General features: G+C 49.8%; 8 protein-coding genes. 1 reads left to right on the top strand and 7 read right to left on the bottom strand.

Annotation, left to right across the window (positions count from 1 at the left end; translation table 11 throughout):
• Positions 1–483 precede the first annotated feature (483 nt).
• Entirely contained in the window at positions 484–3,201 is a 2,718-nt protein-coding gene (gene acnA, locus ABEB26_RS20715) for an aconitate hydratase AcnA (RefSeq protein ID WP_345723974.1), read from the top strand.
• Positions 3,202–4,204: 1,003 nt separating this feature from the next.
• On the opposite strand, the gene ABEB26_RS20710 is transcribed toward acnA, so the two are convergent.
• From ABEB26_RS20710 to ABEB26_RS20680, 7 genes are all read right to left on the bottom strand, one after another.
• Positions 4,205–6,061, bottom strand: a complete 1,857-nt coding sequence (locus ABEB26_RS20710; RefSeq protein ID WP_345723973.1) for a serine/threonine-protein kinase — start codon at positions 6,059–6,061, stop codon at positions 4,205–4,207.
• A 21-nt stretch (positions 6,062–6,082) separates the two neighbouring features.
• Positions 6,083–7,198, bottom strand: a complete 1,116-nt coding sequence (locus ABEB26_RS20705) for a glycosyltransferase family 4 protein (protein WP_345723972.1) — start codon at positions 7,196–7,198, stop codon at positions 6,083–6,085.
• Positions 7,199–7,314: 116 nt separating this feature from the next.
• Positions 7,315–8,082: a CHRD domain-containing protein gene (locus ABEB26_RS20700; RefSeq protein ID WP_345723971.1), complete on the bottom strand. Its 768-nt coding sequence runs from the start codon at positions 8,080–8,082 to the stop codon at positions 7,315–7,317.
• A 444-nt stretch (positions 8,083–8,526) separates the two neighbouring features.
• Positions 8,527–8,955: a thioredoxin domain-containing protein gene (locus ABEB26_RS20695; protein ID WP_345723970.1), complete on the bottom strand. Its 429-nt coding sequence runs from the start codon at positions 8,953–8,955 to the stop codon at positions 8,527–8,529.
• Between the two features lie 135 nt (positions 8,956–9,090).
• Positions 9,091–10,500 carry an FtsK/SpoIIIE domain-containing protein gene (locus ABEB26_RS20690; protein WP_345723969.1) on the bottom strand — a complete coding sequence of 470 codons (1,410 nt, stop codon included), beginning with the start codon at positions 10,498–10,500 and terminating at the stop codon, positions 9,091–9,093.
• A gap of 453 nt (positions 10,501–10,953) precedes the next feature.
• Positions 10,954–11,508 (bottom strand): hypothetical protein, encoded by a 555-nt coding sequence (locus ABEB26_RS20685; RefSeq protein ID WP_345723968.1) that lies wholly within the window; start codon positions 11,506–11,508, stop codon positions 10,954–10,956.
• A 115-nt stretch (positions 11,509–11,623) separates the two neighbouring features.
• Complete coding sequence (locus ABEB26_RS20680) at positions 11,624–12,286, bottom strand: hypothetical protein (RefSeq protein WP_345723967.1); 663 nt, start codon at positions 12,284–12,286, stop codon at positions 11,624–11,626.
• Positions 12,287–12,570 lie beyond the last annotated feature (284 nt).

Here is a 12,570-nt window from a genome sequence, read left to right as displayed (position 1 = left end):
TTGAGGCGGGACGGAAGGGTGGTGAGCGAAGGATTAGAGACCAGCTGTCAGAGATCAGCAATCCCGAAACCGCGAAGGATGCGAAGCACACCAAGGGTCGTTCTTGGAACCAACAATAACAATCCACAAGATGAATATTAGGGGTGCAGGGGATGCAAACCCCTGCGTCTCCCGCCTTGAGGCGGGACGGAAGGGTGGTGAACGAAGGATGAAATGGACAAATCCATAAATACGAACCCTTCGCGCTCTTCGTGTCCTTCGTGGTTCCGGCCCTTCGTCTCCTTCGTAGATCAATGCTCAAAGAAATTTCTATTACAAACACGATTAAGCATAGATAAAGCCTATGTTAAGCCAAGGGTCTCTCTAGTTGCAGGAACGGCAGGCGGCGAGTACCATAGAAGCTAGAACTAGAAACAAGCAATTGTTCTAGACCCAGCATGTCCTGATGCTTGGGATGACCCATTAGTGCCTAGAGAGGTTGCGATGACGCACAAACGCCAAGATGATTTTGGGGCCAAAGCCACGTTGACCGTCGGTGATCGGTCGTTGGTTTACTATCGGCTCAACAAACTCGAAGAAGCTGGGATTGCCACTGTCTCCAAATTGCCGTTCTCAATCAAGGTGTTGTTGGAAGCTATGCTACGCAACAACGATGGTTTTGCCGTAACCAAACAAGATGTTGAGAATATGGCGCGTTGGAATGCCGCCAATCCCGAAAAAATTGAAGTTCCGTTTAAGCCAGCCCGCGTAATTTTGCAAGACTTCACGGGCGTTCCGGCAGTAGTTGACTTGGCTGCAATGCGGGCTGCGATGGCTCAGCAAGGTGGCGATCCCCAACGTATTAACCCACTAGTTCCGGTCGATTTAGTAATTGACCACTCGGTGCAAATTGATCAATTCGGCTCAAAAATGGCCTTGTTCTTCAATGCCGAACGCGAATTTGAACGCAACGCCGAGCGCTATGAGTTTTTGAAATGGGGTCAGCAAGCCTTCGATAACTTCAGCGTCGTGCCACCCGAAACCGGGATTGTGCACCAAGTCAACCTTGAATACTTGGCAAAAGTTGTTCAAGTGTTCACCGAAGAAGGCGAATTGGTAGCCTTGCCTGATTCGTTGGTTGGCACCGACTCACACACCACCATGATCAATGGTCTTGGCGTGGTTGGTTGGGGTGTTGGCGGGATCGAAGCCGAAGCAGTTATGCTTGGTCAGCCAATCTACATGCTCTTGCCTGAAGTGATTGGCTTCAAAGTAACTGGCCAATTGCCTGAAGGTGCGACCGCGACTGACTTAGCCTTGACCGTCACCGAATTGCTGCGCAAAAAAGGTGTGGTCGGCAAGTTCGTCGAATTCTATGGCCCAGGCGTGGCCAATATGGCGCTCTCAGACCGCGCAACGATTGCCAATATGGCTCCCGAATATGGCGCAACCATGGGCTTCTTCCCCGTCGATCAAGAAACTATCCACTTCTTGCGCAGCACTGGCCGCTCGGATGAATTGGCCGATTTGGTCGAAGCTTACAGCAAAGCTCAAGGCTTGTTCCTTGATGCCAACTCACCCGAAGCCGAATATACCGACACTGTGCATTTAGATCTTTCGACGATTGTGCCAAGCGTTGCTGGCCCCAAGCGCCCGCAAGATCGGGTCGAATTACAAAACACCAAGGCTTCGTTCCAAAAATCGTTGACCGCACCAATCGCTGAGCGTGGTTTTGCCTTATCAACTGAGAAGGCCGAAAACACTGCTACGGTGCAAAATAACGGTCATTCGGCCACAATTGGTCATGGCGCTGTCGTCATTGCCTCGATCACCAGCTGTACCAACACCTCAAACCCATCGGTGATGTTGGGTGCTGGTTTGCTAGCCAAAAAAGCCGTCGAAAAAGGCTTGACTGTTGCTCCTTACGTCAAAACCAGTTTGGCTCCTGGCTCACGGGTGGTTTCAAGCTATCTTGAACAAGCCGAATTGATTGAGCCACTTGAAGCACTGGGCTTTCACGTTGTTGGTTATGGCTGTACCACTTGTATCGGTAATAGCGGGCCGTTGCCCGAGCCAGTTGCCGCCGCCGTGCAAGAAGGCGAGTTGGTTGCTGCTGCCGTGTTGAGCGGTAACCGCAACTTTGAAGGCCGGATCAATCCACTGGTCAAGGCGGCATATTTGGCCTCACCACCATTGGTTGTAGCCTATGCCTTGGCTGGCACGATCAATCTTGATCTGGCAACTGAGCCATTGGGCAACGACAAAGAAGGCAATCCAGTTTACTTGCGCGACATTTGGCCAAGCCAAAGTGAAATTCAAGAAACCGTGCGCAAAGCGATCAAGCCTGAAATGTTTACCCAACAATATGGCAATGTCTTTGCTGGCAGCGATGCTTGGAAGCGCGTGCAAGCGCCAACTGGCAATATCTATGCTTGGAACAACGACTCGACCTATATCCAACATCCGCCATTCTTCCAAGATTTGCAGCCTGAGCCAGCGCCAATCGGCGATATCAAGGGCGCACGGGTTTTGGCTTTGTTGGGCGATTCGGTAACCACTGACCACATCTCGCCAGCAGGTTCGATCGCTAAAAATAGCCCAGCCGCCAAGTATTTGATTGATAATGGGGTTGAGCCACAAGATTTCAACTCGTATGGTGCACGCCGTGGCAACCACGAAGTGATGATGCGTGGCACATTTGCCAACATCCGCCTGAAAAACTTGTTGTTGAATGGGGTTGAAGGCGGCTATACACTCTACTTCCCAACTGGCGAACAACAATCGATTTACGATGCCTCAATGGCCTATCAAGCTAGCGGCACGCCGTTGGTGATTTTGGCTGGCAAGGAATATGGCACTGGTAGTTCACGCGACTGGGCTGCTAAAGGCACCTATCTCCTAGGCGTAAAAGTAGTCATTGCCGAAAGCTACGAACGGATTCACCGCTCGAACTTGGTCGGGATGGGCGTGTTGCCATTGCAATATCGCGCTGGCGAATCGGCGGCTAGCCTTGGCTTGAAAGGCGACGAAACCTTCTCAGTCGAAGGCATCAACGCCGATTTACAAGCTCGCTCAGAATTGACCGTGCGGACAGTACGCCCTGATGGCAGCGAACTCAGCTTCCAAGCTGTCGTGCGGATCGATACGCCAGTTGAAGTTGAATACTACAAGAACGGTGGGATTCTCCACACCGTTCTACGTCAATTGGCCAAAACCGCCTAATCACTAAAACCAATAATCCCCATGTTGTTTACGGGCAGCATGGGGATGTTGTTGTTTAAGCAGCTTAGAACATCAAGGTATTTTTAGCCACGAATTGCACGAAAATGAACGCTTGGCTATAGGCTCTTGGCTCTTGTATGTTCATAGAATACTAAAAATTATTTTGATCATCAATAGATCAGAATAGCTAAAATAGAACAAGCTTGCCTTGAAGGCAAGCTCTTCTATTTTTTGAAAGCCTTTGTTATTATCGTGAGAATAAAAAAGGAATCAAACATTGCGTTTTAAACCCCTCGAAACGGGACTATCCCATGGTATAGCTATTTCTTAGTTTCGTCAAATACTGAAACGCATAGTATAAAATACACGTATTGATTCAGCCACAACATGTTGTATACTGTTAGGCAGCAGTGAATTTCTTACTGCTATATTCATGTAGGAGTTTTTATGACGTTCTGTCCATTTTCCCACTTTAAACCTCCAAAGAGCCAATAGCCTTTGTGAGAATAAAAAAGGAATAGTCAACCTCCAAATATATATGTGGATGAATGACTACTCCAAGTCCGATTGGTTGGTCGAGCAATTATCTACATATGTGGAGGCTTTCTATTTATGGACAAGTCATATTTGAAGTTGATCATCTTTTTAGTTTCGGTTATTGGAATAGTCTTGTGTGTTGTTTCTAATAACTATCAACTTATACCAGACTCGGGTATTATTATGATAGTCTACAACATACGCGTAGTAACACAAATAACCCTTGATTCATTGAATAAAGACGATAAGTAACTTACCTAGTAACAAATTACTACTCAAAGGGAACTATGGACTACCATAGTTCCCTTTTTGAGCATCTATGTACTGATAGAGAGGTGACAGCGAAATTGATGGGTTTGTAGAGAGATAATTTGTACTCTTCGTGTCCTTCGTGGTTTCAATAAGCATTCTCTATCTGCAGCGCTCCCTTTTGGCTTTATCCTCTTTTGATTTTTGACTTCTGCCTTTAATTTGGATCGGTATAGCGCGTCCAACTGCCGTCATTGGTCATGACCCAAATGCGGTCTGGACGACCTTCGAGGGCTGGCGAGAACAACATCATGCCATTGGGGAAATATTGCACCACACCAGTAATTGGGTATTCGGGGCTATTGGCCCAACTTAATGCTGAGCGAATATCACTAATCGTATGCCAAAGCGTACCAAAGCCACGAATTGGCTCCAATTTGCCAGCAGGTGCGGTTTCGCGTGGCTCGTCATATGAAGGATCGTTAGGGTTGGTAAAACTTTGCCACGAGCCGCTGGCCGCCGCGCTATAGTAAACATAAATTTGGTCGCTATTGCCAACCCAATACATCATACCGCCATCGAAATATTGAATTGAGGCGGTGCTAGCGGCCTCGCCACTACTCGGGCAGCCCAACGCTTCGGCAATGTTGGGATTAGTGCGCCAAAGTGTGCCAAAACCACCTTGCAATGGCCCAATACAGGCTGCCAAAACCGTTGGAGTTGCCACGGTTGGGGTTGGCGGATTATTGGTTGGGGCAAGCGTAGGGCTTGCTGCTACTGGAACTACCTGAGTTGCAACGGGCCGAGCGGTTGCTTGAGCAGCTTGGCTTGGTTGCTCAGCCTCAGTTGTAGGGCTAGGAGCGCTCGCTTCAACCGTGGCGGTGCTGCTGACAGGCAGAGTTGCGGTTGGTGTTTGGTTGATTTGGGCGGCTAAAGCGGTTTGGGTTACCCCAATTTGGGCAACCTGGGTTTGATATTGACCCCGTTCGGCGGCTTCAGTCGCAAGGGTCTGTTTGGCCTCTTGGCGATTATCCAAAACGGTATCAGTGACAAACATCAGCACGCCGGTAATAATCAAGCCAATTAACAATAGAATTGGCCAGGTTGATGGGCGTTTGTGACGGGTGCTTGCAGCTGTTTGGCCTGCACCTTGGGCCTTGGCCACAATTTGTTCAGCGGCAACACTCGGAATGACCACTGCTTGCTTGGCCCCAGGCGGCGGAGTGGCCGCAATCCCAGTGGGCGAGCCAATGGCTTCATTTAAAGCTCGGGCAAATAAGCCTGCCGATTTGGTCCGATCAGCAGGTTTTTTAGCCAGCGCCGCACTGAGCACTGCATCAATTGATGGCGGCACATGTGGGTTACGCAATGAAGCCGCTTCGGGCACACGCGAAAGATGCGCCAGCAGAATATCAGTCGTCGAGCCATCGAAGGGTCGTGCCCCAGTCAACATGCGATAGGCCATCACCGCCAGCGAATAGATATCAGCCCGCGCATCAACCGGGCCAATTTTGCTATCGATCTGCTCAGGAGCCATATAATCGGGCGTGCCAACCATCACGCCAGTAGTGGTAAGGCCTGGGGCATCAAGCGATTTGGCAATCCCAAAATCAGTCAAAACAACTTGATTATCAGCATCAAGCATCACGTTGCCTGGCTTGATATCGCGATGTACCACCCCACGACCATGGGCATAATCTAAGGCGCTCGCAACTTGACGCACAATTTCGCCAACGCGTTCTGGCGGCAAGGTGCTATCAATTAACAAGCTATCTTGCAATGATTGCCCAGCCAGCAGTTTCATGGCGATATAGACCACGCCATCGGATTCGCCAACATCATAAATTGGCACGATATGCGCATGCTCCAAGCGAGCCGCCAAAATTGCCTCACGCCGAAAGCGCTCAACAAGGCTAGCATCGGCAACATATTGCGCATATAAAACTTTGAGCGCCACCAATCGGCTCAAAATGGTATCCTCGGCCTCGAATACTGCGGCCATACCGCCGCGCCCAAGAATGCGCTTAATCGTATAGCGCCCAAGTTGCTTGCCAATTAAATCTTCGATGCGCATGCTTCCTCCACCCACCGTTTTTTAGAATGAGCCATGTTGGCCAACCGTTGTTAGAACTGCTAAAGTTTGCTCAGCACAGCGCTGCCATGTCCATTGTTTGGCCCATGCTAAGCCGCGTTGGGCTAAATCGTGGCGTTGCTGTGGGTTTTGCCAAAGCTCAACAATCGCTGCGGCAATTGTATCGGTTTGGGTTGGTTCAACCAACAAGGCTGCATCGCCAGCAACTTCAGGCAAGCTGCTTACATTGCTGGTAATGACTGGAACACCGCTAGCCATCGCTTCCAACACGGTCATGCCAAAGCCTTCGTAGAGTGATGGCAACAGATAAATTGTCGCACCACTGAGCAGCGCTGGTAAATCGTCATCGGCCACATAGCCTAAAAAGGCCACATATTGGCTGATTCCTAACTGTTGAGCTTGTCGGGTAATTTGTTCGGTGAGCCAGCCAGTTTTGCCGCCCAAGGCCAACATCGGCAAATCAGGGCAGTATTGACGAGCTTGGGCATAGGCTTCGATCAAGCGCACTAAATTTTTACGCGGCTGGATCGTGCTGATAAATAAGAGGTATTTGTCATGCAAGCCATATTTAGCGGCAGTTGCTTTAATTTGCTCGCTTGAATGGGGATAAAACCGCTCGTGCACACCGTGGTAGATCACACTAATTTTTTCGGCGGCAATGCCGGTGTAGTGCAATAGATCGCGCTTGGTGGCTTCGGAGATCGCAATAATTTGGCTGGCCATACGAGCGCTCCACAAGGTTGAGTAGCGCAAATATAGCCGTTGACGGGCGGGGTGCGATTCAGGGTGGTGCTCGTAGCCCAAATCGTGAATCGTCACAACGCTACGGCGCGGCGGCAAACTTGGCAAGACATGGGCTGGCACAAACGCCACATCTGGCCGATCGATCTGCCACGTTGGGCCAAGTCGCAAGTGCGTCCACAAACGTGGCGCAGGAATCGGCTTGATCTGCCAATTGCGGCCTAACGGGGGCAACGCTGCGGGGAGTTGATTAACATATAAGCAATAGTGGTTGGTACGGTCAGTTTGAGCCAGCGCTCGCACTAATTCAGTTGTATATGATTCGGTGCCAGTGCGCTGCCCAACCGCCAAACGACTAGCATCAATTGCAATCTGCATACAGCCCTATTTCTCGCCAAAACTAGCTTAGGCATTGTAGCATATCGCATTTGGGGTTGATTTGTTAAATGCAACTCCCTGCCCAGATATGAGCAGGGAGCGCAGCTTCGGCCAATTTAAGGATTTTTGACTGGTTGCAATTTGCCACGAATATCGCCATAGAAGGTTTGGCCTTTGGTGTGCAGATTGAAATAAAGCTCACTTTGCTCTGCGATATGCTGCATGCCCGAAATTGTTTGAACTTCATCGGGCAAGCCTGGGACAATCGGACACCCAGCCGTGAACAAGCCCAATAAGCCCGAACCTGCTTCGCTTTCCTTTTCGATATCGGTATTGGTTAGCTCGACCGAAAACGTCCCATCAGCCAAATTTTCTTGAATATTGCCCGAGAAGGCGAAGTCGATCAAGATTGGGCCAAGGATATCGGGCTTGCCACAGTGAATATGAAACATCACCACATCTTCGGGTTTGACGTTTTCGAGTTTAACATCAACATAGGCCTTGCTGAGATCTTTGGTAATTCGCAAGAAACCGTGGCCGCGTGAAGTGCGATTGGCGCGGGGCTGCGATGGAGCGCTTGAAAGTAGCTCATCGGGCGTAAACGCTGGCGCATCTTCTTCTTCGCCTGGCTCTTGGTGCGGGCTTAAAAATGCTTCATAAACATAGCCAATTTCTTGCCCACGGCTAGGATCAAGCGCTGTATCAAGCGCTGGATTGTTGGCTGGTTGGCTGGCGGTAGTGTTACTGGCATGCGCCATTTGGGTGTGAGCCGCTGCTGGAGCCGTCGTTGCACTTGGTTGGGTCGATTCCGCCGATTGACACGCTGTCAACAAGCCAATCAAGGTCAATCCTGCAATGCCACGAACCATCGCTTGCTTGATCATAAACACACTCCTATATGCTTGATTTTTTTGATTCAATCCTGCGCCGCATGACTGCTATTATCTCAAATGACACACTGTGTGTCAATACCCAAAATTAATTGAGGGATCAGAGGCTAGGGTTCAGGGATCAGAGTTTTGAAACTATTGAAATTAAGCTGTCTGGCCCCCGATCCCCAACTAAAACAAACCAGCGATTAAAGCTGGAGCAGCCTTAATCGCTGGAAGTGGTTGGATAAACCATATTTATCTCGGTTCTATAAATGGCTATTGGCAATAGGAATATATATTTTTAGCCACGAATTACACAGATTTCACAAATTATACTTCTGTTACTGATAACTTAAACCATCGCCCACGATCCCAATCAATCAATCGCGCATCCCTATGTTTTATGTTCTTCGTGGATCAATTTCATCCTTTATCCTTCATCCCTCATCCTTTTGTCTAGCCACTACAGCGCATATTGACGTATTCGAGCCATTCGCTGAGGCTCATGGGTTTGGGTAAATCGGCAGTCGAGAGTGCTTGACCTTGGGCATACAGCTCGCCATAGCGATCGGTGATAAACCAACCGCCCTTGCCTTCGCCCAAAAATTGGGTAATGACCTTGGCCTCTGGGTCGCGCAGCACGATTAAGCCTTCGGTTGGCGGCAAGGCCTCAGCTGAAATAACCACAGCTTTTTGTTCATGCGACCAGCGCTGAACGGCGGTGCTGAGATTAGCCAAATAGGTTGGATTCAAGCCATCGTAGGCGGGCAAAAACACAATGACAAGGGCGGCTTTGCCACGGAGATCATTGCGGCTAAATCGTTCGCCCATTGCGGTTTGAAGGGTGAAATTCGGTACGATAGTGCCTGCTTGCAGAGTTTGCATCGTTTATTCCTCAACTGATCGTGGTTCGCTTATCAATTCATTGCAGAAAGTGTACCGCGTTTGCGTTGATTACTGCGTGTTGATTTAATTCTCTTTGTGAAAGATTTAACAACCTTTTTAGTACACAATTGAGGTTTAGGCAACCGTGCCAAGCAAATTGGCTAACATTTCTTGCTCATTGGGGTTAGCTTGGCGTTCGAGGGCTTGCTTGATCAGGCGGCTTTTGTTGGGAGCGGCATCTTTGCCCCAAAACAAGCGTGCCACACCAGCATAACTGCGCAACCGTTTGTATTCGATGCTGCAAGCATTGCGAAAAAGCTCGCTATCGAGCAATTGGTCGGGGCGATTGAGGTATTGCAACAAAAGTTGGGCCAAATCATAGCGATTGTAGCTTTGGCTGGGGGTTTGGGCGAGGGCAATCAAAGGTTGTTCGGTGGCAATCGGCAAACTGGCTGCTTTAGTTGGTGCAACTTCGAGAATTGGCAGGGCTTGTTGGCGGTCTGGCAAGAGGCTCAGCAATTGTTGGCGCTGAGTTTTATCGATAAAGCTGGTACGTACCGTGACGGCATTGCGGCCTTGAACACAGCTAAATACGCCAGCGCCTGCGGGTGGGCAGGGCAAACGCGATGGTGGCAAGGCACTACTGGGGAAGGCTTTGGTTGGAAGCGTCGTATTTGGCTCATCAGCATCATCACGCGGTTGATAGCCAGCCACAGCCAAGCTGATTTGCGAACGAAAACGGGTGCTCAAATTGCTAAATGTTTGAGTGGCGATAATATAGCGAATGCCAGCGGCGCGGCCACTGGTCAACTCGCTATTGAGCCATTGCTCAAGCTGTTTAGCTCCGATTGCTTGTTCGAGCAAGGTCAATTCGCTGATAAACACAACTAATAAGGGCAGATCGTGAGCTTGATATTCTTCCCAGCGCTCGCATTCAGCGGCCTTGAGCAATTTTTGGCGCTGCAAACGCTGTTCAGTCAGCCATGTCAAGGCTGGAGCTAGTTCATGCTCCGCTTCAGCAAATAAGCCAACATGGGCTTTTTCGCGCCAACCTAGCCACGATAAGCCCGCCTTACCATCAACCAAGGCCAATTGCAAGCGCTCAGCAGGATTGGTGAGACACAGATAGAGCAGCGCGGTGCGCACCCAACCATCTTTGCCCGAGCCAGTTGCCCCGCTGACTTGTACATGGGTAAAATCGTCGATCAACGAGCCATGCACCAACGAAACCACGCCCTGAACACTACGCCAGCCCAAGGGCAACACAAAACGTTTGTTGGTTTGACGCAATTCGTGGGCTAAAACTCGTAGATCATGGGGTGGATTGAGCAATGCTGTGCCAGCTTCGGGCAAAGTCCGTGGATCGAGACTGGTCGCCAAGGGTTTAAATTGGCTGATGGTGGTTGGTTCAGGCTGATTCGCCCGTTGTTGAGCTTGCCACAGCCGAAATTCGCGCCAATCGCGGCCAAAGCGCTGACGAAACATCAAGGCCACCAAGGCCATTGCCAAAATTAATGCCCCAATTTGTACTGCCTCAGCGTCCAAGCCCAACCACCTTTATCCAGATGCAACCCCGAAATTGGCTCCATGGTTGTGAATTAACTACTTGCCAGAATAGAACTTTTGTGCTATTATGTTTATGTTGATTGCTGAACCGACACGCCAACAATCAACGCAGCCTCCGATAGTTTTCCTGGTCTGGTCTCGAACAAAATCGCAAATACCCAGCGCTTGCTAGCATGGGTATTTGTGGTTTTTAATCATCGGCTGATGATATAAGCTTATGGGTGATCACCACCCTTCCGTCCCGCCTCAAGGCGGGAAACGCAGGGGGCTTTAATCCCCCTGCACCCCCTCAAGGACAATCAGTGGACACCAGGCATCCATCGATGAACCTCGGATTTCGTGGTTCGGAACGTGATGGCGATCTATCCTTCAAGGCTAGCCCACTCATCCATAATTCGAAAATTTCCGATAGCCAAAAGCCTATAGCCTCAATTACCGCCACAAACGGCTTAATTCGCCGACTGCTGCTCGTGCAAGCCGTTCAGGCCAGAAGGCACATAACGCTGCAATCGCGAGGCTCAAAATCCAAAGCCAGGTTGTTGAGAGTGGTAATTGCTGGTTGCTGAGCCAGCGCACACAACCAATCACGCTGGTAATTAAATCCAAGCCGCCGACCAAGGCAAATACCGCCAATACATGTTGATTGATCGCGCGGCGTGGCCAACAGGCCACTTCGATTGCTGTGATGACGATTGGAATAAACCATTGAGCCGTACCAAGCAACGCCAAATTCAAGCCTAGCCCAGCCAAAAATGCCAAAGTAAACTGTGCCCCAATCCACCAAATTAAAATTGCCAAGCCGATAATACTCAGATAGGCCAAGGTGCTCAACCAACGTTCATACATGCCCATTGGAGCTGTGCGGCGGGGCAGGTTAGCAATCGGGCTGCTGGGCACAGGCTCATTCACCAGTTCCTGCAAGAAACTAGCGGTTGATCGGGGTGTGCTTGCAGTCGGCATCAGTGGCATCGACTTGGAATCTTTCATGCATCGCCTCGCAGCCTGAACACAGTTTTTAACATCGAGCGTAGCACATTCAGCGCATTAAAAAAAGCCCGTTTTGCTGGCCTGCAAACGGGCTAAAATCGAGTCCATTTCTAGCTTAGGGCTGGGCTTCCACCCAAAACACATGCAAGCTTTTGCCGCGCAACATGCCAACTAGCGTGATTTGGCCATAGCGGATGTTGCCTTGTTCGTTGGGCAATTGTTGCACAAGCGGCGATTGGCTGGGAATTTGTTCAACCGTGATTTGGGCAGCATTAGCGGTCGGTACGCCACCGCTACCAACCTCTTCAACCAGCAAGGCTGCTTGATCTTTAAGCAACAACGTGCCATTGAGCCGCAAGACTTGGTTGTTGTAGACTGACAAATTTTGGTTAAGCTCGCCAAGGTTAATGCTGGTTGGCTCAACCACTTTAACTGTGATTGGTTCGAATTCGGTGCTACTTTTGAGTACACCATTCACCCGCAAAACGCCATAGCTATTGGTTATTGCGAAGGTTTGGGCGGGAATTGCGAGAGTTGGTTGGTAGGCAATTGGTTGATCACCTAGCTCGATCGCTGCTGCTAAAATAGTATTGGGCTGGCTCAATAATGCTGGGGTTAGCACGGTGATTGTGCTGTTGGCTCCAATTCCATCTAGCTCGTTGAGCAACAAAATTTGGTTTGGTTGGTTGGCGGCGATTGGTGGCAAGGCTGGCGCAGTAGATCCACAACTCACCAAGCTGCCGATTATCACGATAAGCCATAATGGCCAAAAGCGCATGTAATCCTCCAAGCAATGGCGCTAAACTGCTGGCGATTGTACCATTTAGCAGTGATTGATCCACGAGGGAACAGGGTTGAAGATAGTGGACTCAGCAATAGCATGCATGATGAAGATTGATCCACGAGGGAACAGGGTTGAAGTTTTAATAACCACGAGGGACTGTCAAGTAGATTGTGTATTTCGCCCCATTACCCCGGAAAGCGTCCGTCAAAGCGAATGGCCAATTGGTTGCGAATCCGTGCCCAGTTTGGCAGCGTGACCCATTTTGCAGTGATATCGCG

It is taken from the genome of Herpetosiphon gulosus (assembly GCF_039545135.1).
GTDB classification, from domain to species: Bacteria; Chloroflexota; Chloroflexia; order Chloroflexales; family Herpetosiphonaceae; genus Herpetosiphon; species Herpetosiphon gulosus.
The sequence above is the reverse complement of the archived record's forward strand: the minus strand, read 5'-3'. Positions and strand labels throughout refer to the sequence as shown.

Excerpts from the sequence above, each read along its gene's own strand:
- acnA (WP_345723974.1), top strand. The coding sequence starts at position 484 with ATGACGCACAAACGCCAAGATGATTTTGGGGCCAAAGCCACGTTGACC.
- ABEB26_RS20700 (WP_345723971.1), bottom strand. The coding sequence starts at position 8,082 with ATGATCAAGCAAGCGATGGTTCGTGGCATTGCAGGATTGACCTTGATT.
- ABEB26_RS20705 (WP_345723972.1), bottom strand. The coding sequence starts at position 7,198 with ATGCAGATTGCAATTGATGCTAGTCGTTTGGCGGTTGGGCAGCGCACT.
- ABEB26_RS20710 (WP_345723973.1), bottom strand. The coding sequence starts at position 6,061 with ATGCGCATCGAAGATTTAATTGGCAAGCAACTTGGGCGCTATACGATT.
- ABEB26_RS20680 (WP_345723967.1), bottom strand. The coding sequence starts at position 12,286 with ATGCGCTTTTGGCCATTATGGCTTATCGTGATAATCGGCAGCTTGGTG.
- ABEB26_RS20695 (WP_345723970.1), bottom strand. The coding sequence starts at position 8,955 with ATGCAAACTCTGCAAGCAGGCACTATCGTACCGAATTTCACCCTTCAA.
- ABEB26_RS20685 (WP_345723968.1), bottom strand. The coding sequence starts at position 11,508 with ATGAAAGATTCCAAGTCGATGCCACTGATGCCGACTGCAAGCACACCC.